The organism is Bradyrhizobium sp. 604_D8_N2_3 (assembly GCF_051810765.1).
Classification (GTDB): Bacteria; Pseudomonadota; Alphaproteobacteria; order Rhizobiales; family Xanthobacteraceae; genus Bradyrhizobium; species Bradyrhizobium barranii.
On sequence record NZ_JBPWPM010000001.1, the window covers coordinates 4,385,577 to 4,409,880 of the forward strand.

A 24,304-nucleotide genomic window follows, 5' to 3' on the forward strand; every position below is an offset into this window, starting at 1 on the left:
TCCTAGCCCAATAGTACAGACGGTTCCGGTTGCACAGGCGCAATCGGCACTGGGTGATTGGGGGCGGACTTGGTCCAATCGAAGCGCAAGGCGGCGGCATGCGTTGTTGTCGTTCTGGGGGCGGCGTATGTCGTAGCCGTTTCTGTAACCACGGCCTGTGCAGCAGACTTGCCCGTGAAGGCGCGGCCGTTCGCGGCGCCCGTGGCGAACTGGACCCAGTTTTACGTCGGCGGCGGACTGGGCTTCGACTTCGCGACCGGACGGTCGAACCTGACGCCGGTCGGCGGTGGCCCGGATTTGTTCAGCCTCGACGGCTTGCAGGGCGCCGATCTCGGGCTGTCTGTTTTCGCCGGATTTGACGTCCAGGTTGCGCCGCGTTTCGTGGTCGGCGGTTTCGTCGATTACGACTGGTCGCGCCAGCGCACGACGGCCAGTGCATCGAGCCCGTTCTTTGGCCAGAGCCTGAACGCTGCGCTGCCGTCGCTGGACCAGGGCTGGACGATCGGCGGCCGTGCGGGATTTCTGGTGACGCCCGATATCCTGCTCTACGGCCTCGCCGGCTATAGCGAGATGCGCATCAACAATTGGAACTTGAACTACGTGATCCTCGGGGGAGGGCCTTCGTTCACGGTGCAGGAATCGGGGCTGACGTCGCACGGTTACACGGTCGGCGCCGGCGCGGAATATCGCCTCGCGAGCAACGTGTCACTGCGCGGCGAATACCGCTACGTCGCGCTCGGCCGCAACACGACGGTCGATCCGCTCGGCGCGGTCTGGACCACGGACCTGTCCGAGCATGTGGTCAGGATCGGCGCGGCCTATCGCTTCGGCCAGTTCGGCGGACCTGCGACCGCTTCAGTGGCGCCCGCGCTGAACCCGACATGGACGGGCGTTTACGTCGGCGCGGGTATCGGGGGCGACGTCATCACGCCCCATGTCGCGGGATCGTTCGCCGGTGTGCTGGATTTCGACGCATCCGGTCTGGGCGGCGCCGATGTCGGTGGCACTTTCACGATCGGCTACGATCGCCAGGTCGCGCCGAGATGGGTCCTCGGCGCATTCGGGTTGATTGATGCCGGGACCAATGGCGGCGCCAAGGTCAACGCATCGGGCGGAGGTGTTGCGATCTCGTCGGATCTGGCGGCGGTGAAGTGGGGGTGGACCGTCGGTGGACGCGTCGGCTATCTCGTGGCACCGGAGACGCTGGTCTACCTGCTCGGCGGCTACAGCGGAACGACCGCGCAGTTGATCTCGTACAATTTCCTCGGATTTCCCGGCACCGCTCCGACGCGGGAATATCACGGCGCGACCTTCGGTGGCGGCTTCGAGCGCTTCTTCACCGACAGCATCTCCGCCCGCGCGGAATATCGCGTCACGCATCTCGGGGCGCGAGACGATCTGGCGTCTGATTTCATGACCAGCCTGAGCGCGGGCGGCACGGTGCACACGCTGCGCGGTGTGCTGGCCTATCACCTTCCGACGCCGTAGCGCAGATCGCCTGTGCTAGACTCGACGCCACGGCGTGACGGTGACATCATGCGCCGCGTCGAGCAGATACGGCGCCCCCGGCTTCATCCCGTGTGACGCCAGCACCTCATGCGGCGTCCGCTCCGGCACGCCGACGAAGCAGCCTTCGCCGCCGGGCAGCCGCACATGCGGGGCTTCCGACAGCCAGAACGTGTCGTAGCGGTCCATGAACATGTCGAACACGACGGGGCCGCCGATGATTGCGACCGTGCCGGAGGCGACATCGGCGAAAGCGCAGGCCTCCTCGAAGCTCGCATGCTCGGGATTCCACAGCGTCGCGTTCGGCATCTCCGGGTCGACGGTGAGCGTCTTGATCTTGCGGGTGAGGATCAGCCGCTTGCGCTTCGGCGAATTCGGCTGCTGCTCGTGCGAGTGTCCGCCGTGCACGACGACCGCGGCTCGATCGAGCGCTTGCTCGAAAAAGCGCTTGTCGCCTTCGAACACCAGCGTTGAGGGCATGATGTGCGACGGATCGGCAAGCATGCCGTCCGCCGATATGATGACGTAACCTTCAAACCGGAAAGACAATTGCGGTCTATTCCGAGACCGTCGTCACGACGGAATTGACCGGGCGCGTGCTCACCGTCGGCAGCTTGACGTCCTTGAGCAGCTCCTGGTCGTATTCGGGCAGCGTCGAGGCCGGGAACTTGGCGCGCATCGCCACGACCTTGTAGCCGCCGGCTTTCAGCCGCTTCAGCAACTCGGGCAGGGCTTCGGCGGTGTGCTTCTGGAAGTCGTGCATCAGGATGATGCCCTTGCCCTTGGTGTCGAGCTTCTTCATGACGGTCTCGATCACCTTCTCGGGCTTCGAGGCCTTGAAGTCGAAGGAGTCGATGTCGCAGGAGAAGATCGCGACGTTGCGGTTGCCGAGATAGGTGACCATCTCCGGTGGGTGCTGGAGCGCCGGGAAGCGGAAGAACGGCGAGGGCGAGATGCCGCCGAGCGCCCACTTCACCGCCGAGAATCCCTTCTCGATCTCTTCCTTGCGCTGCGCTTCCGTGAGCTTCTTGTTGTTGAGGTTGGCGTGCGACCAGGTGTGGGCGCCGACGGTGTGGCCGGCCGCATAGACCTGCTTCAGGATCTCCGGCTCATAGGTCGCGTGCTTGCCGATCGAGAAGAAGATGCCGGTGGTGCATTCGTCGGCGAGAGCCTTCAACACCGCGGGCGTGTTCTTCGGCCAGGGGCCGTCGTCGAAGGTCAGCACGACCTCCTTGTCGCGCAGGAAGTCGAGCTCCTTGAAATGCTCGAAGCCGAAGCCCGGACCACCCGTGGTGTCGATCTCGACCGTGCGGGCGACCCCGAGCGCGCCGGGCGTGTTGCAGGCCGCGCGGGCGGGCTGGGGCGCCTGTTTCGGCGGGGGCGGGAAGGCCGCTTGCGTCGGCGCAGCGGCTGCCGCCGCGGGAGCGGGCGCCGATGCCGCGGCGGGGGGTGCAGCCGGTGCCGCCTGGGTGGCGGCTGCGGGCTTTGCGGCCGGGGTCTGCGACCACGCTGCGCCTGCCATCGCAACCGACATCGCGCTTGCCAAAATCAGTCCTGCCGCCACACGCATGGTGTTGTCCTCGAGATTGATCCCGTTGTTCCGCCGCAGCTTTTCGCCTTTGGCAAAACCATCCTGCCCCTTGATAGTCCTAGCCTAGATGGTGGGCCCTCGTCATTGCAACGGCTGTTTGGCACCCCGCCACAATTGTGCCCAACCGGATGCGGGCTGCGGGTGTCAGCTGTCGGCCAGCGCCTTCGCAATCGCCGTCTTGACCCGTGTGTCCGTCGGATCGACCGCAGACGGATACACCTCGGCAATGTAGCCGTCGCGCCCGATCAGGTATTTGTGGAAGTTCCAGCGCGGAACATCGCGGGGGCGCGCCTCGGCCGCCCATTTGTAGAACGGATGCGCCTTGGCGCCGACCACCACCGCCTTGGCCGCGATCGGGAAGGTAACGCCGTATTGGTGGTGCGCGGTCTCCGTGATCTCGCTGGTGCCGCCGGGCTCCTGGCCACCGAAATCGTTGGAGGGCACGCCGATCACGGTGAGCCCGCGCTCGCGAAACTCGCTCCAGAGCTCTTGCAGGCCCGCGTATTGCGGAGTGTAGCCGCAGAGCGAAGCGGTGTTGACCACCAGCAGCGGCTTGCCCGTGAACGCGGCAAGGCGGATGTCGTCGCCTGATAATGCAGGGAAAGAGAAGGCATAGGCCGAGATCCGGCTCATGCCGCTATCGGCACGGCTGCGTCCAGCAGACGCGGTCGTCGCGACAAGCGCGGCGAGCATGGTCCTGCGGTTCAGCATGGCAACGTCCCCCGACGTGATCCGGGACGCACCTTACTGCGTCGGCGCGACGCGCCTGGTCAACACCGCGTTATCGGACGCGGCAAGGCGCCACTTCGCTCGAAAGCGCTCTAGTACAGGCGGACGATGAAGTCGGTGCCTTCGCCGGTCTCGCCCTGGTTGATGCCCTGGTCGGAGACGATGATCGAGCCGCCCGATGTCAGCATCTCGTTGATCTTTGCCATGGTGTCGGCCGGGATCGAGATACGGTCGAGTGCCTCGGCCGGGCTGTCCGGCGTGACCACGGGCTTGGCTGTAACGGGCTTGGCGGCGACGGGGATCACGGCGGCGCCACGCTGGCGGAGTGTCACGCGGCTGTCATCTTCGCGCGCGGCGGCGCGGACGGAGACCGGCAGCGATACCACCGACCAACGCAACGCGTTGGTGTTGGTCTTGTCGACCTCGGCGGTGAAGACGTGGGTGCCGAGCGGCCGGTCGCTCGCAGCGATCGTGACGGGAACCTCGAACAGCGGCGCAAAATTCTGCCGCACGTAGAGCTTGGAATCCTTGCGGCTGATGAACACCGCGATCTGGCCGGCCCGTTTGGGCGTCTCCGGCTTCGCGGCAGGCGCAGGATCGGCGACGCGGGTCTCGTCCTTCTTGGCGTCGGGCGAGGCGGCGAGCGGCGGTGCGGCAGCGGGCGCATCGGGTTTCTTCGCGGGCTCGGCGGCTTCAGCCTTGGGCGCTTCTGCAGTCTTGGGCGCTTCTGCGGCCTCAACGGGCTTTGCGTCGGCGCTTGCGGGCTTGGCTGCTTCTTCCGACTGCGGCTTGACCGGGTCAGATGCGTCGGCGGTCTTTTCAGACTTGGCCTCAACCTTGTCGGCTGGTGCGGCTGCTTCCGCGCGCGCCGGTGCATTGCCGGTGGTCACATCCGACATCACGGTATGGCCGACCGACGAACGCAGCTCGAGCGCGCTCTCCGCGCTGGCGGTCTTCGTCTCGACGGGCTTTGCTTCGCTGACTTTGGTTGGTGCGGCGCCCTTGTCGGCCTTGTCGCCGACATTGGTTTGCGGCTCCAGGCTGACGGCGGGCTGCGGCGGCACGCGCACCGAGGCGAGCAGGGGATGCGAGAAATTTTGCGGCGACATCTGGCTGGGCGAGACGATCACGCGCGCGCCCATCCTGGTCCAGTTCCACATCTTCACCGCGAACGCCATCGGCATGCGGATGCAACCGTGCGAGGCCGGATAGCCCGGCAGCACGCCGGCATGCATGGCGATGCCGGACCAGGTGATCCGCTGCATGTACGGCATCGGCGCGCCGCTATAGATGTTGGACTGGTGGAATTTGTGCTTCTGGATCACGCTGAACACGCCCATCGGCGTCGAGTGGCCCTTCATGCCTGTCGACACCGGGGATTCTGCGAACACGCCGTTGGTGTCGAAGACCGTCACCTTCTGCCGATCGATCGACACGACGATCACGAGCGGACCTTGCGGCTTGGTGCCGGCTTCCTTCTCGGCGACGACCGCCTTCTTGCCAGCCGTACTGCGCTTCTGTGGCTTCTGCCGGGGAATGTCGGGATAGCGCTCCTGCCGGGCGGCGTAGGACCCGTCGGAGTAGTCGCTCCAGTAGTAGAACGCCGCGTCCGCCTGGCTGGTCAAGCCAATCGCACCCGCCGCCGTCAAAATGGCGACCTGCCACAGCCGGGCCGGCCTGGCAGAAAAACTGGCCCCGTTCACGCTATTCATTCCTCGAATCCACAATCCAACTCAGAAATTAGTCTCGCAGAGGGGATACGCGTTCACTAGCACGGCAGTTCTGCCGTCAGCGAATTTTGTCCATGACGTAGCAAAAAAGCCTCACGGAGCGGTAAACGGCGGCCGCGACGGCTGCCGGTCGTCTTCCTGACCGGCTGTCGCATGCCTACATTGCCGGGACTTGTTACCGGAGAACTTCATGTCATCTCGTTTCCCCGGTCTTTCCGGCATCCGCTTGAAAGGCCTTGCTTTATTCCTCCTGTTGCTCGCTGTCCCAGCGAGTTCTGCAATCGCCGCCGACGAGCCGGATCTGATCTTCCGCCGCTCGACGGTATTCAAATGGATGAGCCCGAATGACAAGCTCGCGACCTACGGCCTCGACGACCCCGAGGTCGAGGGCGTGGCCTGTCATTTCACGGTGCCGGAGAAGGGCGGCTTCAAGGGCTGGCTCGGCCTTGCCGAGGAGGTCTCGGATATCTCGCTGGCCTGCCGCCAGGTCGGTCCGATCAAGTTCAAGAACAAGATGGAGCAGGGCGACGACATGTTCCGCCAGCGCCGCTCGCTGTTCTTCAAGAAGATGCAGATCGTGCGCGGCTGTGACGCCAAACGCAATGTGCTGGTCTACATGGTCTATTCGGACCGGCTGATCGAGGGCTCGCCGAAGAACTCGACCTCGACGGTACCGGTCATGCCGTGGGGACCGGCTGACGCAAACGTCCAGAAGTGCGGCGAGTTCTTCACTCAGTGACGCGCGTGCGTTCACTCAGTGACGAGAGTGCGGCTGGCGCGCGGCTTTGCGAGATGCGAGCCGGTCAGCCGCACGAAAGCTTGTGGTGCGGCCTCGTGGCCGCGGTCCGACTGCAGCGACATTGCCCCGATTGAAGCGACGCGGCTGGATTGCCGGTCGGCGCGGTCCGTCCGCAGGTCCGCGTCGCGCGGCGTTGCGCGATCTTGCGCCGTCATGATGGCATCCCTCAACTGAACGCGCCCGGTGGTTCCGGGCTTCTCGGTTTCGATGGCTTGGGTCGCAGTCGAATCGCGCCCGGTTCGACGGAACCCAGCCCCCGTTCGGGCTTCTCTTCAGCAGAAAAACGTAAAATGCATGTGAAGTGCGGAAGGCGTGCGTGTGACGGCGCGCAGTGTGGGTCTGCTTCCAAGCACGGACAGAGCCTGCAAGGCCACTTTCAGGCGCGGCGCGACCCATTTGAAAAGACTGGGATTTTCCGCTGAATGTTTCGTCGCCTGGCGCGTGACGAAACAATTCTCACAAAGACGAAACCATTTTCCGGTTTTGGCGCATCACGCGCGAAACGACGCATGGTTATCAGCTTCACAACGACGACGCACCGCCGGCCAAGGAATTGGGACACGAGATCATGCGCACGCTCAGCTTCATCCTTGCCTTCGCTTTCGTGCTCGCCGGCTCTTCGTTCGCGGGGGCGCCGGACGGCAATCTCCCGGGTGTCGGCACCTTCCAGTACAGCGGCTCGCCGGTCACCACCACGGCGCCGCAGCCGATCGTGGTCGCTGCGCGTTTCTGATCGACAGCCAAGAAAATCAAAAGAAAAATCACAAGAAAAACCAGCCGATAAAGGCCATCATGATTGTCCGATTCTGCGCCGCAGCGTTCGTTTCGCTTCTGACGATCAGCGCTGCCCACGCGCAGGTTCGCGCTCCTTCGAGGCTACCGGATCCCCGCAGCGAGTTCATGCGTCAGTGTGCGCCGCGGATGCTCGGGCGCTGGGAGCATCCCGAGGAGGTCTGCGGCTGTCTGCATGATCACGCCGTTGCTGCCGTCGAGGACCGCGATCTGCGCGAGGCGCTGTTGCGCGGCATCAGCGAGACCGGCGTGCCAACGATCGAGACTGATTGGGTGCCCGCGTCCAAGCAGGGCGAGATCGGCTCGACCTTCACCAAGATCGCCAAACCGACCTTGCAGTGCATGTTCGACCCGGCGAAGTCGTAACCATCACTTCGATTTCGGACCGAAGCGCGGAACGCAGGCGATGGTCCGCGCCACGCCCTTGTCGGTCATTCTCGCACCGCGCACTTCCTTGACCTGCCCGGCGGGGCAGGTTCCGTCATCCACTTGCACGCGCTGGCCGAGCTTGAGATCGGTGATGTCCTGTTCACGTCCGACAGTGACGGCATGCGCCGCCGTCGCGAGGGCGACCGAGATCAGCAGCGAGAGGCAGGTCGCGCGGCGCAGCAGCATGATGTGAGGTCCCGGCATCGATGCCGCAATGTAGGGAGCGGCAGGCGATTCTCATAGTGAACGTTCGTCACGCCCGCCGGGCCGATTTGCTCCTCGCGCGCAAGGCGCCACGCGACTCCAGCGCGAGCCGTTCGGCGGAGGCCACGAGTTGCGGAACCGCGTGGCCGGAAAATCCCAGCACGAACCCGGGCAGGGGACGCGCGCGCGAATAGGTGTCGGCCAGTAGCCAGCCTTCCGCGCCTGCCGCCTGCTTCGCCTGCGCCGCGACCGTAAGCTCGACCGACGGATCGAACCGGGCGACGAGGTGCAGTCCTTGCGACGGTACCGGCACCGACAGCGCGCCGTCGGATGCTGCTTCCAGCGTCTCAGCCAGCGCATCGCGCGCCTCGCGATAAAGCTTGCGCACGCGCTTCAGGTTGGCGGCGAACGCGCCGGAATTGAGCATGTCGGCCACAGCGCCCTCCATCAGCGTGCCGGGAAAGCGGTCGAGCGCAGCGCGCGTGGCCGTGACGTCCGCGATCAGGCGCTCGGGCAGCGCGCAATAGCCGATGCGCAGGCCCGGAAACAGCGTCTTGGCAAACGTGCCCATGTAGATCACGCGCTGGAGATGATCGATGCCGGCAAGCGACATCAACGGCGCGCCGTCATAGCGGAACTCGCTGTCGTAATCGTCCTCCAGCACGAAGGCGCCGGCCTGCCTCGCCCAATCCAGCAGCTCCAGCCGTCGCGGCATCGACATCTGCACGCCCAGCGGAAACTGGTGGGACGGCGTCACATAGGCCGCGCGTGCGGACGAAGCGGCGGTGCGGCCCTTGGCGACAAATATCCCGTGCTCGTCGACGGGAACGGGCACGGCGCGATAACCGCAATGCGAAATGGTGTTTCGCGCGGCGGGGTAACCCGGGTCCTCGCACCAGACCTGGTCGTTGGGCTTCAGGATCGCGCTCAGCACGATGCGCAGCGCATGCAGCGTGCCCGAGGTCAGCATGATCTGATCCGGGTCGCAGCGCAGGCCACGCGCCGACAGCAGGTGATCGGCGATCGCCGCGCGCAGCTCGCGGCTGCCGCGCGGATCGCCATAGTGCAGATGCTCAGGTCCGAACGCGCGCATGCGCCGTCCGAGGAAGGCACGGAAGCGCTGCAACGCGCGCTCGTCGATATGGGTACAGCCGAGCGAGAATGCGCCCTGCCGCGGTGCTTCGACCACGGCCTTCGGCTTCTTCGACTCGGCCGCAGGCGCCGGAATGCGCGCGGCGACGAAAGTGCCGGAGCCAACGGTCGCGTCGGCAAAGCCGTCGGCGATCAGCCGTTCATAGGCCGTGACGACGGCGTTGCGGCGGAAGCCGGTCTGCTTCGCCAGCGTCCGCGACGGAGGCAACGGTTCGCCGGGTTTGACCAGGCCAGAGACGATCATGTCGCACAACGCCTGGTACAGTCGGTGCGCCGATGACGCGCCCGCCGTGATGTGCGGGCCGGTCAGGTCGAGCGGCAGTTCGGCCTTGGCCGGCGAGGGGACTAAATTGGTCGGAATTTTTCGCATGGAATTGGCACTATCGCAGACCAAATCCGCGGCTACAACTCTCCTGGAATTGTTCCAAGCCCGACAGGAGCGGCCGTGAGCCAGACCGAAAGCCAGAATTCCTATCCGACGTCAGCGCGCAACCAGGTCAAGCGCCGTCACGACCGCGGCTTCTACGATCACGACACCGTTCACCGCATCCTGGATTCCTCGATGCTCTGCCACGTCTCCTATGTCATCGACGGCCAGCCCTATTGCACGCCGACCTTCTTCTGGCGCGAAGGGACAAAACTCTATTGGCACGGCTCGAGCGCGAGCCGCATGCTGCGCAACCAGACCAGGGGCGAGCGCGTCTGCCTCACCGTTGCCCATCTCGATAGCCTCGTGCTGGCGCGTTGCGGCTTCAACCATTCCGCCGACTACCGCGCCGTGATGGCGTTCGGCACTGCCTATCTCGTCACCGATCCCGAGGAGAAGGAGCGGGCGGTCATCGCCATGGTCGATCGCTTCTTCCCGGACCGCACCGCGAGCCTGCGTCAGAGCAGCGCGCAGGAGATCAAGGCGACCTCCTTCATCGCGATGGAGATCGAGGAGGCCTCGGCCAAAGTCCGCGCCAAGGGTGTGGCTGACGACGATGAGGACTACGAATTGCCGATCTATGCCGAGCGCATCCCCGTGCGCACCGTCTTGGGCGCGCCGGAGCCGTGCTCGCGCCTGCTGGACGGTGTAACCCGGCCTGCGACGCTGAATGGCTATTCGGAAGGCCGGCTGCTCGAAGATGCATTGCGGGATGCTTATTTTGTGGAGTACCCGAACGGCTGAAATCGGCTAGCTTGCGCGCACCATTGACCAATTGGATGCTTGGAGTTGCCTGATGAATGCCGAAACGCAGCAGAGGATTCTTGACGCCGTCGATGTCGGCTTCGAAGCCCAGCTTGCGACCACAAGCGATTTCGTTGCGATCCCTTCGACCCGCGGGGCCGAGGGGCCGTGCCAGGACATGATCGGCGACCTCCTGCGCGAACGCGGCTACGAGGTCGACGACTGGCACATCGATGTCGATGACCTCAAGGATCTGCGTGGTTTCGGTCCGATCGAGCACGATTTCTCCAAGGCGCGCACGGTGGTGGGCACCTACCGCCCGCAAACGAACGGCGGCAAATCGCTGATCCTCCAGGGGCACTGCGACGTTGTGCCCGCGGGGCCGCTGGAACTGTGGGACACGCCGCCATTCTCGCCGGTCATCAAGGACGGCAAGATGTTCGGCCGCGGCGCCTGCGACATGAAGTCGGGCACGATCGGCGCGCTCTACGCGCTGGATGCGATCAAGGCTGCGGGTTTCAAGCCGACGGCGCGGATCCACTTCCAGTCCGTGATCGAGGAGGAGAGCACCGGCGTCGGCGCGCTCTCGACATTGCAGCGCGGCTATCGTGCCGACGCCTGCTTCATCCCGGAGCCGACCGGCGGCAAGATGGTGCGCTCGCAGGTCGGCGTGATCTGGTTTCGCCTGCGTGTGAAGGGCCATCCGACCCACGTTGCCTTCGCCGGCTCCGGCGCCAACGCCATCATGGCGGCCTATCATTTGATCCAGGCGCTGCAAAAACTCGAGATCGAGTGGAACGAGCGCGCGAAATCTGATCGGCACTTCAAGACGCTGAACCATCCCATCAACTTCAACCCCGGCATCATCAAGGGCGGCGACTGGGCCTCCAGCGTGCCGGCCTGGTGCGACGTCGATTGCCGCATCGCCGTCCTGCCGGGCTGGTCGATCGCCGATCACCAGAAGGAGATCATGGCCTGCGTTGCGGCTGCCGCGCGCAACCACCGCTTCCTCGCCAACAATCCGCCGGAGGTCGAATGGTCGGGCTTTTTGTCGGAGGGGTATGAACTGACTGACGCCGCGGCGCCCGAGGCCGCGTTCGGCAAGGCCTTCAACACCGTCTATGGCGGCGAAATCCAAGACCTCGTCTTCACCGCGCTCACCGACACCCGCTTCTACGGTCTCAATCACGGTATCCCGAGCCTCTGCTTCGGCGCGAGCGGCGGCGAGATGCACGGCTTCAACGAATTCGTCGACCTGGAGTCGCTGAAGAAGTCGACCAAGGCGATGGCCCTGTTCATCGCGGATTGGTGCGGGGTGGAGAAGGCGTAGGTCTCTCCGCCGTCATTGCGAGGAGCCCTTGCGACGAAGCAATCCAGACCGTCGCTGCGGAAGCAGACTGGATTGCTTCGCTGCGCTCGCAATGCGGGCGGACGGTCCTGTAGGGTGGGCAAAGGCGCCCTTGCGCCGTGCCCACCATCTCTCTTTGATCTTGCACGAAAGGGTGGGCACGCTTCCGCCTTCGCTCTTCGAGCTACGGCGGACAAGTCGCTTGGCCCACCCTACGGCATCTCGGCTGAGGCGACCGCTGCCCGAAACACGGGCGCGATCAAATACTTTAAGCTTAAAAGAAAGACTAGGACGCCGTCCTGACTGGTGGCAGACTGGCCCCAGTTCGACGGCCGAATCCTAGGGTGTCACGATGCGCGATTGGGATGATGCTTATGCCAATTCGGCCCATATCCCGGGCTCGGACAAGATGCCGGCCCAATGGGCGGAGCGGGCGGCGGCTTACCGCGCCGGCCTGAAAGACTTCCGCGCGGACGTCGCCTACGGCCCGGGCGAGCGCCAGCGTCTCGACCTGATCCTGCCCAACGGCGACAGCAAGGGCCTCGTCGTCTTCGTGCACGGCGGCTACTGGATGCGCTTCGACAAGTCGACCTGGACCGATCTGGCCGAAGGCGCGCGGCATCACGGCTGGACGGTGGCGCTGCCGAGCTACACGCTGACGCCGGCCGCGCGCATCTCCGACATCACCGCAGAGATCACCGCCGCGATCACCAAGGCGGCTTCGCTCGTCTCCGGCCCGATCCGGCTCGCCGGCCATTCCGCGGGCGGCCATCTCGTCACGCGCATGCTGTGCAACGACAGCCGGCTCGAGCCTGCCGTCTACAACCGCATCGCCGGCACGCTCTCGATCAGCGGCTTGCATGATCTGCGACCGCTGCTCAACACGAAGATGAACGAGACGCTACGCATGACCATGGAGGAGGCGACGCTTGAAAGCGCGGCGCTGCACCTGCCGCGGGGACATTCGCCGGTCACCGCCTGGGTCGGCGGCGGCGAGCGGCCCGAATTCATGCGTCAGTCCGATCTGATCGCCAATGTCTGGATCGGCTTCGACGTGCCGACGCGCCTCGTCGTCGATCCCGGGCTCAACCATTTTACGGTGATCGACGGACTGAAGGATCCGTCGTCCCCTATCACCGCGCGCCTGATCGGCCTTGACTGACGCGGCGAGGATCGATCGATCGAAAGGGCCTGCCATGACGTCCAGCGACTACGATCCCACGAGCGAAGGCGCCGAGACCGATTTCGCCCAGCGTATGTCCTACGGCGACTATCTGGCGCTGGATGCGATCCTCGGCGCGCAGCATCCGCTCTCGGAGGCCCATGACGAGATGCTGTTCATCATCCAGCATCAGACCACGGAGCTGTGGATGCGGCTTGCCATCCACGAGCTCAGCGCTGCGCGCCGCGCCATCGCCAGGGACGAAGTGCAGCCCGCGATGAAGATGCTGGCGCGGATGTCGCGCATCTTCGAGCAGCTCAACGGTGCCTGGGACGTGCTGCGCACCATGACGCCCAGCGAGTATACGCGCTTCCGTTCGCAGCTTGGCCAGTCCTCGGGCTTCCAGTCGCGTCAGTACCGGCTGATCGAATTCCTGGTCGGCAACCGCAACCACGCCATGCTCAAGCCGCACGCGCACGATGTGGAAACGACCAGGCTGCTCGAGGGCGAGCTTGCCACGCCGAGCCTGTACGACGAGGTGCTGCGGCTCGCCGACCGCAACGGGCTCAAGATGCCCGCGTCCGTGCTGGCGCGCGACGTTCGCGAGACCCACAGCTTCAACGAGGGCGTGCTCCAGGCCTGGCGGATCGTCTACGAAGCGCCGGAGACGCATTGGATGCTCTACGAGCTTGCCGAGAAGCTGGTCGATTTCGAGGACTACTTCCGGCGCTGGCGCTTCAACCATGTCACGACGGTCGAGCGCGTCATCGGCTTCAAGCGCGGCACCGGCGGCACCGGCGGAGTCAGCTATCTCAAGCGCATGCTGGAGGTCGAGCTGTTCCCCGAGCTCTGGCGCGTCCGCACGATTCTGTAGAGATCCCATGACCAAGCTCCGCGTCTATGACGACACCAGGGCCTTGTTCCATTTGCCTGAGGGCGTGATCTATCTCGACGGCAATTCGCTTGGCGCGCTGCCGCTGGGCGTCGCCGAGCGCGTCGGCAACGTCATCACCGCCGAGTGGGGCAACGAGCTGATCCGCGCCTGGAACAGTGCGGGCTGGTATGCCCAGCCGCGCCATGTCGGCGATCGCATCGCGCGATTGGTCGGTGCGGAAGCCGGCTCCGTGATGGTCGGAGACACGCTGTCGCTCAAGGTCTACCAGGCACTCGCCGCCGCGCTCGACATGAAAGCCGCGCGCAAGGTCGTGCTGTCGGACACCGGAAACTTTCCGACCGATCTCTACATGGCCGAGGGCCTGATCGCGACGCTCGGCCGCGGCCATCAATTGCGCCTGGTGGCGCCGGAAGAGATCGAGGCCGCGTTGTCGGAGGAGATTGCGGTCCTCTACATCACCGAGGTCGACTACCGCACCGGACGGCGCCATGACATGGCGACGCTGACCGCGAAGGCGCATGCGCTCGGCATCGTCACGGTCTGGGACCTCGCGCATTCGGCCGGCGCGCTGCCGGTCGATCTCGCTGGCTGCGGTGCCGATTTCGCCGCCGGCTGCACCTACAAATACATCAACGCCGGCCCCGGCGCGCCGGCCTTCCTCTACGTCGCGCCGCGCCACGCCGACGGCGTGCGCGCCGCGCTGTCGGGGTGGATGGGCCACGCCAAACCGTTTGCGTTCGAGCTTGGCTACGCGGCGGCCGGCGGCGTCGAGCGCATGCGCGTCGGCACTCCGCCGGTGCTCGCAATGGCGGCGCTGGAGGCCTCGCTCGACATCTGGGACAGGGTCGACATTCGTGAGGTTCGTGCGCGCTCGCTGGCACTCGGCGATCTCCTGATCGCCGAGGTCGAACGCCGCTGCCCGGAGCTCAAGCTCGTCACCCCTCGCGCGCACGAGCGCCGCGGCTCACAAGTGTCCTTCGCCTTCGACGGCGGCTACGCCGCCATGCAGGCCCTGATCGCCCGTGGCCTCATCGGCGATTTCCGCGCGCCTGACATTATGAGGTTCGGGATTACACCGCTCTACATTGGGGAGAGCGAGATCATGCGAGCAGCCGAGATCATCGAGGAGGTGATTGCAGGCGAGGTCTGGCGTCGGCCGGAATATCAGGTCGTGAACGCGGTGACCTGAAGAAGGTCTCGTGCCCCGGACGCGGCGCAACGCCTCTTGGCTCTGCGCAGCAACGCTGACGCGTTGCAGCGCGTCCGGGACACGAGAGCTGCGATCAAGCTATTTGGGTCCACCCCACAACGCCGTCACGATCGCATCCAGCCCATCCGTCAGCGCCGCCGGCCCCGGTTGCAAGATGATCGGCGACTTGATCTCGACGATGCGGTCGTCGCGCACGGCGGGGATCTCGTTCCAGCGATGGCGCGCGAGGATGCGGGCAGGGACGACCTTCTTGCCGCACCAGGAGGCGAGGATCACGTCGGGCGCTGCCTCGCGCACCGCCTCCGCCGAGACGATGCGGTCCTTTGCCGCCTGCCGATGTCGCAGCTCCGGAAACACATCCTCACCGCCGGCGATCTCGATCAACTCGGACACCCAGCCGATGCCTGAGATCAACGGATCGTCCCATTCCTCGAAATAGACCTTTGGCCGCGCCGATGGGCGAGGTGTTGCCGCTATCTCTGCGAGGCGCCGTTCAAGCCCGTAAGCGAGTACCTCGGCGGGCTGAGCTGCGCCGACCAGCGCGCCGAGTGTGCGGACCATCGCTAGGATGCCGGCGATGTCGCGCTGGTTGAAAACATGGACGTCGACGCCCGCGCGCACGAGGTCGGCGACGATGCCGGCCTGGAGGTCGGAGAAGGCCAACACCAGCTCCGGTTCCAGCGCGAGGATCTTCGGGATGTCTGCGGAGACGAAGGCCGACACCCGCGGCTTCTCCCGCCGCACCTGGGGCGGGCGGACGGCGTAACCGGAGACACCGACGATGCGGTCCTGCTCGCCGAGCAGGTACAGCGTTTCGACCGTCTCTTCGGTCAGGCAGACGATGCGGCGGGGCGGGAAGTGGCGCATGGGAAGAGCATATGCGCAAATGCCGCCGCCGATGTCAGCAGGGCCATTACCTCGGACGTCATTGCTTTGCCGCCCGAAGCAATTCACGCTGAAACAACAAAGAATTGGGAGGAGATCCGATGACGCCGCTCGAGAAACTTAAAGCGATGAAGATGCCGTTTGCCGAGCTCAAGGGCGTCGAGTTTGTCGAGGCCGAGAAAGTCCGCGTGGTGGCGCGGATGACGGTCAGGCCCGACCTCTGCACGCTCCACCACACCATCCACGGCGGCGCGGTGATGGCGCTCGCCGATTCCGTCGGTGCCGCCGCGACGGTGATCAATCTCCCGGAGGATGCCAAGGGCACCACGACGCTTGAGAGCAAGACCAACTTCATCGGCGGGGCGAAGGAGGGAACCACGGTTATCGCCACGGCTACACCGGTCCATCGGGGACGGCGGACCCAGGTCTGGAGCACCCGGCTGGAGACCGAGGACGGCAAGCTGGTTGCCGTGGTGACCCAGACTCAGCTGGTCCTCGTATGACTACGGGGGCTTGATTTTATTAACGAATTGGTCGCTCTCGATGCCTGAAACTTGGGCAGGTTCCCGTCTTGAAAAATATGCTGCGACGCACAATATTGGGGACCTAGGGATTCGAACGCCTCCTCGAGGGACACCAAGAGGAGTTTTGACGTGGTACTTGAAGACACGACCCGCACGACGCCCGTTCCGGGCTATGTGCGGACCTTGAGCCAGCAGGAAGAATTGCCGCTTCTGCGCGATCACCTCCTGCGGCTTGATTCCGCAAGCCGGCACGACCGTTTCAACGGCTTTCTCGACGACAGCTTCATCGAGCGTTACGCCGCCCGCTGCGCCGAGGACGGCACCGTGATTGTCGCCTACATCGTCGACGGCGTCGTCCGCGGTGCGGCCGAGCTGCATCCGCCGGAGGACGATTCGTTGCCCGAGGTCGCCTTCAGCGTGGAAGCCTCGGCACGGCGCCAGAATGTCGGCACCATCTTGTTCAGCCGGCTGATCGCGGAAGCGCGCTGGAAAGGCTACAAGCGCCTGCGCATCACCACCGGTGCCGAGAATCACGCCATGCGGGCGCTCGCCAGGAAATTTGGAGCGAATCTGCAATTCCGTCATGGCGAATCGACCGGCACGATCGATCTCGCCAAGACGCCCGAGGCCGAGCTCGCTGAACTCGCGGCCTCGCCCTTCACGGCCGGCCGCGCTCTTCTCAGCTTCAACTCGACCTGCTGGAAGATCATCTCCAGCATGTACGGCAATCGCGCCGCCTAAATCCCAACGCGGACTAGAATCAAAAAAGCGGACCGGCAAAACCGGTCCGCTTTCGTATTGGGGATAGGGAATTGAGCGCTCAGGTACCGGTGCGCTTGTCGTTGCCGAAGCGGCGGACGACACGGCGTTCGACCACCACCGAGCGCTGCGCACCCTGTTCGCCTGCAATCACGCGCGTGGCGGTGATGCGGCCGTTGGTGCGGGCCTGCTTCTTCACCTCGGCCTGCACGATTTCGATCGGCATCCCCATCAGCGCTGCCGCGATCTCGGCCTGCTGCTCATGATCGTCGGTGATGCCGACGGCGGCGAAGATCGCCTCGTCCAGGGTCGGCGGATCGTGGCGCACGCGCCGCGTGCCATATTTGGTGTTCCAGTCTGCGCTCATAACGGCCTCGGTTTGATGCCGGGATACCTAGTGCCGGAGATGTTGCATTGCAATATGAATTTGGTGTGGCATCACAGCCATGCGCTCACAGCTTTTCGAGCCTGCTGGCCTCATAGAGGTCGAGCGTGGTCGGCCCTGTGGCCAGCGAGCGCAAGGTGCGCACGAACTCGCCGGATGCAGGTACCGCAAAGTGGGCGGCGAGCGCGGCGCGGTCGGCCCATTGCTCGAAGAACACCAGCCTGAGCGGATTCTCGCAGTCGACATGCACTCCATGGGAGATGCAGCCGGGTTCCTGTCGCGACCGATGAACATGCTCGAGGCTCAGGCGGCGCGCCTCGTCGAACCTCTCGGTGCGGACCGTTACGCTGCCAGTCACAACGATCATGCGATGTCTCCCGACGTGATTTCCGTTAGGGCGGCGATGCCTCCCGGGGCGTCTCTTTCATCGGTGCCTGCGGCCAGCGTTTCAGCGCCGCGTGTCCGGCCTCGGTCAGCCCGTAGATTCCCCGGTCCGCACGTTCGAACCAGCCATACACATTGTTAAGCAAGATCTTGCCGGCATCGGGACAGCGCTTGCGCAATTCGCGCACCTTTCGTGGCCCGCCGACGAGTTCCGACGCACAGGCCAGCGCCTGCTGGCGATAGGCCGTCATGATCGGCGCGCGGGTGCTGCCGCCGAGCACGGGATCGCCCTGGCGGCGCTGATGTTCGGCGACGAGGCGAGAGCGCTTTTTCGGCTCGCGGCGCGGCGCTGCCGTGGGTGGCTTCACCAGCACCTCGACCTGGCCGCGGTCAGTGACCCCAAGCATACCGAAGCCGAGGCGGCGGCACAGATTGCGATAACGCGCATCGCTCTCGCGTCCCTTGCCGCGGATCGACATCTTTGCAGCGATCCAGACCTCGTCGCCGGCCGGTGCGCGGTCAACCGCCTGGAGGATCAGCTCGAGATTGAAGGCGAGCTTGAGCTCACCAATCACCATGACAGGCGGATCGCCCGCGCTGAGGCCGACGAGGTCGCAGCCGCCGATCTCGCCCTTGACCGTGAAGCCGAGCTCTTCGAGGAAGCGTTTGACGGGTAGATAAAGCGCGGTTTCCAAGGAAAGCGTCCGGGTCTTGCGTTCCGATCCGAGAATCAGTTGCGGCCAGTTTAGCCCGGAACGCAGTTGTGGCTCTGCGCCATTTGATCGGGAACCGATGGTGCGGTTATCCTGCGACCGGGACAGTCGGGCGCTTTACGAAGATGACGATCAGGAATGGCCTCTATCACATTCGCATCGAGATGCTGGATGCCGTCCAGGGCGGCAATCAGGGCGTCATGGTCCTGCGCGACGGCACCATGCGAGGCGGCGATTCATTCTTCTTCGCCTATGGCAGCTACACCTCGGCCGACGGCAAGTGGAAGGGCGAGCTGACCAACGAGGAGCATTCGCCCTCGTTCGACGAGCGCCCGGTGTGGGGCCGCAAGGTCGTGACGATCGGCTTCAGCGGCACCTACGCCGGGGAGACCGCCTATGGCGAAGGCATCGCGCTCGCCGGCAAGCAGAGCATCCGCTTCAAAGGCAATCTGCGGTTATTGGTGCCGGACTAAACCCGGCCGCTCACCGGGATCAGCGCGCCGGTGACGCCGCTCGCGGCATCGCTGGCGAGGAAGAGGATCACCTCGGCGAGTTCCTGCGGTGTCACCCATTTGGAGAAATCCGCTTTCGGCATGTCGGCGCGGTTGGCCTTGGTGTCGATGATCGACGGCAGCACCGCGTTCACGGTCACCTTGCCCTTCGACTCGTTGGCAAGCGCCTCGGTGAGGCGATGCACGCCGGCTTTCGACGCCGCATAGGGGCCCATGCCGGAACCTGCTTGAAGCGCGCCCATGGCGCCGATATTGACGATGCGGCCGGCCCCGGACGCGGCGAGATGCGGCAGCGCTGCGCGCGAGGTGTTGAGGGCCGTCAGCACGTTGAGCGCATGCATGCGCTGCCACGTCTTGATGTCGCCGTCGCCCACGGTCTCGAACGCGAAGCCGCCGGCGATGTTGATCAGCGCATCCAGGCTGCCGAAGTGCTTTGCTGCCGCCTCGACCGCCGTCTTCGCTTGTGCTGGGTCGGACAGATCGACGCCGCCGATCTCGATGCGTTCGGGCGTTGCCGACGTCTGCGAGGGCGCGTGATCGATGCCGGCCACACGCGCGCCGCGCGCCAACGCCGTCTCCGCGACAACCTTGCCAAGGGCGCCGAGCGCGCCCGTCACGACAATGACTTTTCCCTGCACGGCGCTCTCCGTCGTTTCAATTCGCGCCAACTATTGCGCGCGGTGAATTGGGCTTGCAATGGCGGCGGCTTCCAAATTGGGCTATAAATGCAACTTTAGATGGTTGAGGAGGTTGTTTCATGTCTGACAATTTGCCGACCCTCGAGTTTCCCGCTGCGATCGTTGATCTGCAGTTCCCACTGGAGAATTTCAGGAAGGCATTGGGCGGAAAGGGGCCCGTGCGCATCGTGGCGATGGGGTCGTCCTCGACGGCCGGACTCGGCAACGTCGTTGCATATCCCGCGCGGCTCGAGCTGTATTTGAGAAAACACTATAAGGATGATGACCTCCATAGAGACATCCGGATCGACGTGTTCAACCGCGGCAAGGGCGGTGAAGATGCGCCACAGGAAGTGGATCGGTTCAACGACGATATCTTTGCCGACAGTCCTTCCCTGGTGCTCTGGCAAGTCGGGACCAACGCTGTGTTTCGCAAGGAGCAATTCAACTTCGCCGAAGTGGTTGGGAAGATCGCCGAGGGATTGAAGCTCCTGGGCGGTCACCCGGCCATGGACGTCATTCTGATCGACCCGCAATACGTGACAGCCATGATCGAGGACAATGCCGAGCTTTCGGAGAAGATGGTTTCGGCAATCCGGACCGCGGCGAAAGACGCCAAGGTCAATTTGTTCCGGCGCTGGGCGCTGATGCGGCATTGGCACGCGTACAACAACGCAACGTTCGAGCAGCTGCTCGCGCCTGACGATGAGTTGAAGCTGCATCAGAGCGACTGGAGCACGATGCATGTTGCGCGCGCTCTTCGTTCGGCGATCCTAACGAAGGCCGGCGTGACACAAAGATGCCCGTGTCTGATTACGACTTGAGATAACGCTCTTTCAGCGCGGTCCGCTCGGCCGTGCCCAGCTTGAGCCCGTCGCGCAAATAGGTCTCGAGATCGCCGTACTCCCTGCCGACGGCTTCGAACGCAGCGGCAAGATACGAGGGCTCGACGCTGCCAATGGCGTTGCGCACGTCCGCCGGCAGGTCGATGGCGGCCGTCGCGTCGCGCCTATAGTGCTGGTTGGTCAACAGGTAGTCCTCGGCAATGACCTCGTCGGTCACGCCGAGCGTATGCAGGATCAGCGCGCTCGCAAAGCCGGTGCGGTCCTTGCCGGCGGTGCAGTGGATCACCAGCGGCGCGCGGTCTTCCAGGAGATGGCCGAACAGCATGCGAAAACTGTGCGTGTTGTGGCGGACATAATTGCGGTAGGACTCCCGCATGAGCTCGAGCGCGACCGGCGCGGTGAGCCTGCCCTCAGCAAGCTCGGCGCGCAGCGCGGCGACGACCGTCGGCTCGATCGGCAGCGAATGCACGGTGATCTCGTTCACGACGCAGACGCCGGCCGCGCGCTCCTCGACGCCGCGAAAATCGAAGGCGCTGCGCACGCCCAGCGTGCGGACGATCTCGACGTCGGCGGCCGTGAGCTGGCCGAGATGGTTGGAGCGGAAGATGTGGCGCCAGCGCGTGGTGCGGCCATCCGAAGTCGGATAGCCGCCGAGGTCGCGAAAATTGCTGGCGCCTTGCAGGGCGAGGTGGCGGGCAGGGGAATCTGGCATGAGATCAACTTGGGTTATGTTTCCACTGGACGCACTGCGGCGTCCTTGAGTGCATTCAGGGGGCAATCATGGGTCGGCACAAGGCCATTGTTTTGGCGATCACCATGCTGTCGGGCGGAATTTTCGGTGTGCGGCAGGCTGATGCGCAGACGTTCCGGACCTATCGCTGCGCCGATGGTACGCAGTTCATCGTGGGATTTTATGACGATGACAAACGCGCCTTCCTCCAGATCGACGGCGAACCTGTCACGCTGAAGAAGCGGCTGGCGCTTTCTGGCACCCGCTATTCGGGGGCAGGGATCACACTGAGGATCGGCAAGACCGGAGCGACCACGGTCCAGCATCTGAAGCGGCCGGTCACTTCCTGCACGGTGATCGAAAAGCCCGCGCTCTAGCCGGGAGTCCAGCAGGAATCAAAAAGGGCCGAAACCTCGTTGTTTCGACCCTTTTTCAAACTTCCGTCGGACGCTTGCGCGAGCGCGGCGGTATCATACCAAACACAAACATTAGCGTTCCCATTTGGGCTTTGCTTCGTCGACCGCATCCTGGTGGTACCAGCTGTCGCTGCAGATCGAGACGTTCGCGGGAAGCGAAGCATGATCGGCGGGAAGACGGGTGTCGCCATAGCGGCGTCCGGCGAGAGCCGCGCGGCCCCCGACAGGGAATTGGTAGATCGTTGCAGATCCGTGATTCAGACCATTATTCATCATTGCGATTGCTCCTGGGTCGAAGCGCCTTGGCCTCCATGGTGCGCCCGACTCGTTCGATTGTGGTTACTGGATTCCCCATATCGGCCGCTCATCCCGAATTGGAAAGTGCTGAAAAGGAAATCAGTTGCTGCCCAATCTGTAGGCAGGTGACCCTCTGCACCCCCTAAGGCACCATGTCGGTGGCTAACGCCTGGGCCATTCCAAAGGTTGCTAGGCAGGGCGCAGGACTTTGCGAAAGTTGCTGGACGTTGATGCGCGTTTCATCGGCAACCTCCGGCAACGGTGCATCTGCTCCAGAATCAGGCGTTTTCCGCGGGATTTTTGCGGTGCAGCTTCACGCGAAGGTGCGCGGCTATGACGCACGCCGCCGGGGACGGTTTGCCGTCGGCGGGCCGATCCCGGCGGCGGTGGAAAACCTCCCGCGCTGCGGCCTTTTGGCACGCAAAATGCTTGTAGAGGGTCGGCCGATGATGGCCGGGTACAAACGTGCGGGGGCTCTCAACCCCACCTTTCGCATCATCTACAGAGAGGCTCAATGACCAAGTATAAGCTCGAGTACATTTGGCTCGACGGATATACGCCGACTCCGAACTTGCGCGGCAAAACTCAGATCAAGGAATTCGCGTCGTTCCCGACGCTCGAGCAGCTTCCGCTCTGGGGCTTCGATGGCTCCTCCACGCAGCAGGCCGAAGGCCACAGCTCCGATTGCGTGCTGAAGCCGGTCGCCGTGTTCCCGGACGCCGCGCGCACCAACGGCGTGCTCGTGATGTGCGAAGTCATGATGCCCGATGGCAAGACCCCGCACGCGTCCAACAAGCGCGCCACCATCCTCGATGACGCCGGCGCATGGTTCGGCTTCGAGCAAGAATACTTCTTCTACAAGGACGGCCGTCCGCTCGGCTTCCCGGCCTCCGGCTATCCGGCGCCGCAGGGCCCGTACTACACCGGCGTCGGCTTCTCCAACGTCGGCGACGTCGCCCGCAAGATCGTCGAAGAGCATCTCGACCTCTGCCTGGCTGCCGGCATCAACCATGAAGGCATCAACGCGGAAGTCGCGAAGGGCCAGTGGGAATTCCAGATCTTCGGCAAGGGCTCCAAGAAGGCCGCTGACGAAATGTGGATGGCCCGCTACCTGATGCTGCGCCTGACCGAGAAGTACGGCATCGACATCGAGTTCCACTGCAAGCCGCTCGGCGACACCGACTGGAACGGCTCCGGCATGCACGCCAACTTCTCCACCGAGTACATGCGTACGGTCGGCGGCAAGGAGTACTTCGAGGCGCTGATGGCGGCCTTCGACAAGAACCTGATGGACCACATCGCCGTCTACGGCCCGGACAACGACAAGCGTCTGACCGGCAAGCACGAGACCGCGCCGTGGAACAAGTTCAGCTACGGCGTTGCCGATCGCGGCGCCTCGATCCGCGTTCCGCACTCCTTCGTCAACAACGGCTACAAGGGCTATCTGGAAGACCGCCGTCCGAACTCGCAGGGCGACCCATACCAGATCGCTTCGCAGATCCTGAAGACGATCGCGTCCGTGCCCGCCGACAAGAAGGCCGCGGCCTAAGATCCTCCCGGCCCGGGCCGGGGGGGCTGGCCCGGGTTGGTCTTCAATCCGCCGGAGCCGAAAAGGCTCCGGCGGATTTTTGCATTCCGATGACAGCCGTTGTTGTGGGTCTGCCGGCCATGCCGGCTTGAAGTCTGTCCATCGCCGGCGAAACCGGGATAGAATGCCCCGGGATGCGCGGGGCCGGGGACACGGCTGGTGTTTGAAGGCTTCTACAAGGTGCGATTTCAGCTCGGCGACGCGGTCGGCCGGAGCGTGATGCATGTCGGCAATGGCAAGATGCTCGGCGGCAATTCGGCCTTCGCTCATATCGGCAGCTATGAGAGGACCGAAGCCGGCGTCGACATCGTCATCAAGACGGTTCGCCACAACCCCGACCCGAACTACCGCGCCATGGCCGGCACCGACGATGCGACCTTGCTTGCGAAAGGCTGGGCCGACGGCGATCTCTATCGTTTCAAGGGCGAGCTGAAAGAGCTGCCCGGCGTGCCCTTCCAGTCGGTGATGACGCCGATCACCGAAGACGAGGTGCCGATCGCGGGCGGCGTCGGGGAGGCCGGCATCGCCGACGGGCTCTATTCGATCCACCTTCGCATGCTCGACGGCGTCGATGGCGGCCTGACCGGCGTGATGTTGCTCAACCAGGGCCGCATCCTCGGCGGCGATGCCTCGTTCTACTATCTCGGCAGCTACACCGCGGCCAACGGGCGCTGGAAGGGCCAGATCCTCAATCAGGAGCACACGCCGGCCAAGGACGATCCGATCTTCGGCGGCCACGAGGTCGGCATCGGTTTCTCCGGCACCTATGACGCGGAGCAGGCGGTGCTGGAGGCAACGGCGCTCGCCGGCAAGCGTAGCCTGCGCCTGACCGCCGCGCTCAAGCTGATGCACCGCGCCTGATCGCGACGGG

General features: G+C 64.4%; 30 protein-coding genes. 16 read left to right on the forward strand and 14 right to left on the reverse strand.

Annotated features, from left to right (window positions below; genetic code table 11):
• Positions 1–174: 174 nt before the first annotated feature.
• Entirely contained in the window at positions 175–1,488 is a 1,314-nt protein-coding gene (locus AB7245_RS20675; RefSeq protein WP_439034798.1) for an outer membrane protein, read from the forward strand.
• Positions 1,489–1,503: 15 nt separating this feature from the next.
• Here AB7245_RS20675 and AB7245_RS20680 read toward each other — a convergent pair whose 3' ends face one another.
• The 4 genes from AB7245_RS20680 to AB7245_RS20695 all read right to left on the reverse strand — a co-directional run bounded on the left by AB7245_RS20680 (position 1,504) and on the right by AB7245_RS20695 (position 5,538).
• A complete protein-coding gene (locus AB7245_RS20680) occupies positions 1,504–2,055 on the reverse strand; it encodes a dihydrofolate reductase (RefSeq protein WP_208086470.1) in 552 nt (183 codons plus the stop codon).
• Between the two features lie 7 nt (positions 2,056–2,062).
• Complete coding sequence (locus AB7245_RS20685; protein WP_439034799.1) at positions 2,063–3,076, reverse strand: polysaccharide deacetylase family protein; 1,014 nt, start codon at positions 3,074–3,076, stop codon at positions 2,063–2,065.
• 165 nt (positions 3,077–3,241) lie between these two features.
• The gene (locus tag AB7245_RS20690; RefSeq protein WP_439034800.1) at positions 3,242–3,808 is read right to left on the reverse strand and encodes a glutathione peroxidase; all 567 of its coding nucleotides are present in this window, start codon (positions 3,806–3,808) and stop codon (positions 3,242–3,244) included.
• Positions 3,809–3,918: 110 nt separating this feature from the next.
• A complete protein-coding gene (locus tag AB7245_RS20695) occupies positions 3,919–5,538 on the reverse strand; it encodes a L,D-transpeptidase (RefSeq protein WP_439034801.1) in 1,620 nt (539 codons plus the stop codon).
• A 208-nt stretch (positions 5,539–5,746) separates the two neighbouring features.
• Here AB7245_RS20695 and AB7245_RS20700 point away from each other — a divergent pair, with 208 nt between their 5' ends.
• Positions 5,747–6,295 carry a CreA family protein gene (locus AB7245_RS20700; RefSeq protein WP_028157500.1) on the forward strand — a complete coding sequence of 183 codons (549 nt, stop codon included), beginning with the start codon at positions 5,747–5,749 and terminating at the stop codon, positions 6,293–6,295.
• Positions 6,296–6,306: 11 nt separating this feature from the next.
• Here the strand turns inward: AB7245_RS20700 and AB7245_RS20705 are convergent, their stop codons facing one another.
• Complete coding sequence (locus tag AB7245_RS20705; protein WP_439034802.1) at positions 6,307–6,510, reverse strand: hypothetical protein; 204 nt, start codon at positions 6,508–6,510, stop codon at positions 6,307–6,309.
• Positions 6,511–6,923: 413 nt separating this feature from the next.
• Between AB7245_RS20705 and AB7245_RS20710 the strand changes: the two genes are divergently transcribed.
• Together AB7245_RS20710 and AB7245_RS20715 are read left to right on the forward strand one after the other, a co-directional pair.
• Positions 6,924–7,088, forward strand: coding sequence for a hypothetical protein (locus AB7245_RS20710; RefSeq protein WP_166096179.1), 165 nt, complete (start codon positions 6,924–6,926; stop codon positions 7,086–7,088).
• 59 nt (positions 7,089–7,147) lie between these two features.
• Complete coding sequence (locus AB7245_RS20715; RefSeq protein ID WP_063983641.1) at positions 7,148–7,513, forward strand: hypothetical protein; 366 nt, start codon at positions 7,148–7,150, stop codon at positions 7,511–7,513.
• Between the two features lie 3 nt (positions 7,514–7,516).
• Here the strand turns inward: AB7245_RS20715 and AB7245_RS20720 are convergent, their stop codons facing one another.
• Both AB7245_RS20720 and AB7245_RS20725 read right to left on the reverse strand, forming a co-directional pair.
• Entirely contained in the window at positions 7,517–7,762 is a 246-nt protein-coding gene (locus AB7245_RS20720) for a DUF6719 family protein (RefSeq protein WP_071914551.1), read from the reverse strand.
• A 67-nt stretch (positions 7,763–7,829) separates the two neighbouring features.
• A complete protein-coding gene (locus AB7245_RS20725; protein ID WP_439034803.1) occupies positions 7,830–9,302 on the reverse strand; it encodes a PLP-dependent aminotransferase family protein in 1,473 nt (490 codons plus the stop codon).
• 75 nt (positions 9,303–9,377) lie between these two features.
• On the opposite strand from AB7245_RS20725, the gene AB7245_RS20730 reads away from it, so the two are divergent.
• From AB7245_RS20730 to kynU, 5 genes are all read left to right on the forward strand, one after another.
• A complete protein-coding gene (locus tag AB7245_RS20730) occupies positions 9,378–10,103 on the forward strand; it encodes a pyridoxamine 5'-phosphate oxidase family protein (RefSeq protein ID WP_439034804.1) in 726 nt (241 codons plus the stop codon).
• 52 nt (positions 10,104–10,155) lie between these two features.
• The gene (locus AB7245_RS20735; protein ID WP_439034805.1) at positions 10,156–11,433 is read left to right on the forward strand and encodes an ArgE/DapE family deacylase; all 1,278 of its coding nucleotides are present in this window, start codon (positions 10,156–10,158) and stop codon (positions 11,431–11,433) included.
• A gap of 370 nt (positions 11,434–11,803) precedes the next feature.
• The gene (locus AB7245_RS20740) at positions 11,804–12,613 is read left to right on the forward strand and encodes an alpha/beta hydrolase (protein ID WP_439034806.1); all 810 of its coding nucleotides are present in this window, start codon (positions 11,804–11,806) and stop codon (positions 12,611–12,613) included.
• 34 nt (positions 12,614–12,647) lie between these two features.
• Positions 12,648–13,487, forward strand: a complete 840-nt coding sequence (gene kynA, locus AB7245_RS20745; RefSeq protein WP_439034807.1) for a tryptophan 2,3-dioxygenase — start codon at positions 12,648–12,650, stop codon at positions 13,485–13,487.
• 7 nt (positions 13,488–13,494) lie between these two features.
• Positions 13,495–14,697, forward strand: a complete 1,203-nt coding sequence (gene kynU / locus AB7245_RS20750) for a kynureninase (RefSeq protein WP_439034808.1) — start codon at positions 13,495–13,497, stop codon at positions 14,695–14,697.
• 99 nt (positions 14,698–14,796) lie between these two features.
• Here kynU and AB7245_RS20755 read toward each other — a convergent pair whose 3' ends face one another.
• Positions 14,797–15,585, reverse strand: a complete 789-nt coding sequence (locus tag AB7245_RS20755) for a cobalamin-binding protein (protein ID WP_439034809.1) — start codon at positions 15,583–15,585, stop codon at positions 14,797–14,799.
• A gap of 119 nt (positions 15,586–15,704) precedes the next feature.
• Between AB7245_RS20755 and AB7245_RS20760 the strand changes: the two genes are divergently transcribed.
• Both AB7245_RS20760 and AB7245_RS20765 read left to right on the forward strand, forming a co-directional pair.
• Complete coding sequence (locus AB7245_RS20760) at positions 15,705–16,106, forward strand: PaaI family thioesterase (protein WP_439034810.1); 402 nt, start codon at positions 15,705–15,707, stop codon at positions 16,104–16,106.
• Positions 16,107–16,256: 150 nt separating this feature from the next.
• Positions 16,257–16,868 carry a GNAT family N-acetyltransferase gene (locus AB7245_RS20765; RefSeq protein WP_028147806.1) on the forward strand — a complete coding sequence of 204 codons (612 nt, stop codon included), beginning with the start codon at positions 16,257–16,259 and terminating at the stop codon, positions 16,866–16,868.
• 79 nt (positions 16,869–16,947) lie between these two features.
• Here AB7245_RS20765 and AB7245_RS20770 read toward each other — a convergent pair whose 3' ends face one another.
• The 3 genes from AB7245_RS20770 to AB7245_RS20780 all read right to left on the reverse strand — a co-directional run bounded on the left by AB7245_RS20770 (position 16,948) and on the right by AB7245_RS20780 (position 18,350).
• Entirely contained in the window at positions 16,948–17,253 is a 306-nt protein-coding gene (locus tag AB7245_RS20770) for a hypothetical protein (RefSeq protein WP_063983633.1), read from the reverse strand.
• 85 nt (positions 17,254–17,338) lie between these two features.
• Positions 17,339–17,638: a putative quinol monooxygenase gene (locus AB7245_RS20775; RefSeq protein ID WP_439034811.1), complete on the reverse strand. Its 300-nt coding sequence runs from the start codon at positions 17,636–17,638 to the stop codon at positions 17,339–17,341.
• 25 nt (positions 17,639–17,663) lie between these two features.
• Positions 17,664–18,350 (reverse strand): DUF2161 domain-containing phosphodiesterase, encoded by a 687-nt coding sequence (locus AB7245_RS20780; protein ID WP_439034812.1) that lies wholly within the window; start codon positions 18,348–18,350, stop codon positions 17,664–17,666.
• A gap of 143 nt (positions 18,351–18,493) precedes the next feature.
• Between AB7245_RS20780 and AB7245_RS20785 the strand changes: the two genes are divergently transcribed.
• On the forward strand, positions 18,494–18,841 hold the full coding sequence (locus AB7245_RS20785) for a GrlR family regulatory protein (protein ID WP_166352857.1): 348 nt from the start codon (positions 18,494–18,496) through the stop codon (positions 18,839–18,841).
• Here the strand turns inward: AB7245_RS20785 and AB7245_RS20790 are convergent.
• The gene (locus AB7245_RS20790) at positions 18,838–19,518 is read right to left on the reverse strand and encodes an SDR family oxidoreductase (RefSeq protein ID WP_439034813.1); all 681 of its coding nucleotides are present in this window, start codon (positions 19,516–19,518) and stop codon (positions 18,838–18,840) included. The two genes, AB7245_RS20785 and AB7245_RS20790, sit on opposite strands and share 4 nt — an antisense overlap.
• A gap of 119 nt (positions 19,519–19,637) precedes the next feature.
• On the opposite strand from AB7245_RS20790, the gene AB7245_RS20795 reads away from it, so the two are divergent.
• Positions 19,638–20,381: an SGNH/GDSL hydrolase family protein gene (locus AB7245_RS20795; RefSeq protein ID WP_439034814.1), complete on the forward strand. Its 744-nt coding sequence runs from the start codon at positions 19,638–19,640 to the stop codon at positions 20,379–20,381.
• Here AB7245_RS20795 and AB7245_RS20800 read toward each other — a convergent pair.
• Positions 20,371–21,114 (reverse strand): tyrosine-protein phosphatase, encoded by a 744-nt coding sequence (locus tag AB7245_RS20800; protein WP_439034815.1) that lies wholly within the window; start codon positions 21,112–21,114, stop codon positions 20,371–20,373. The two genes, AB7245_RS20795 and AB7245_RS20800, sit on opposite strands and share 11 nt — an antisense overlap.
• Before the next feature lie 68 nt (positions 21,115–21,182).
• On the opposite strand from AB7245_RS20800, the gene AB7245_RS20805 reads away from it, so the two are divergent.
• The gene (locus AB7245_RS20805; protein ID WP_208089396.1) at positions 21,183–21,509 is read left to right on the forward strand and encodes an MliC family protein; all 327 of its coding nucleotides are present in this window, start codon (positions 21,183–21,185) and stop codon (positions 21,507–21,509) included.
• Between the two features lie 111 nt (positions 21,510–21,620).
• On the opposite strand, the gene AB7245_RS20810 is transcribed toward AB7245_RS20805, so the two are convergent.
• Positions 21,621–21,824: a DUF2735 domain-containing protein gene (locus AB7245_RS20810; protein ID WP_028147811.1), complete on the reverse strand. Its 204-nt coding sequence runs from the start codon at positions 21,822–21,824 to the stop codon at positions 21,621–21,623.
• Positions 21,825–22,359: 535 nt separating this feature from the next.
• Between AB7245_RS20810 and AB7245_RS20815 the strand changes: the two genes are divergently transcribed.
• Together AB7245_RS20815 and AB7245_RS20820 are read left to right on the forward strand one after the other, a co-directional pair.
• Positions 22,360–23,394: a glutamine synthetase beta-grasp domain-containing protein gene (locus AB7245_RS20815; RefSeq protein WP_038943077.1), complete on the forward strand. Its 1,035-nt coding sequence runs from the start codon at positions 22,360–22,362 to the stop codon at positions 23,392–23,394.
• A gap of 198 nt (positions 23,395–23,592) precedes the next feature.
• Positions 23,593–24,294 carry a GrlR family regulatory protein gene (locus tag AB7245_RS20820; protein WP_439034816.1) on the forward strand — a complete coding sequence of 234 codons (702 nt, stop codon included), beginning with the start codon at positions 23,593–23,595 and terminating at the stop codon, positions 24,292–24,294.
• Positions 24,295–24,304: the final 10 nt, after the last annotated feature.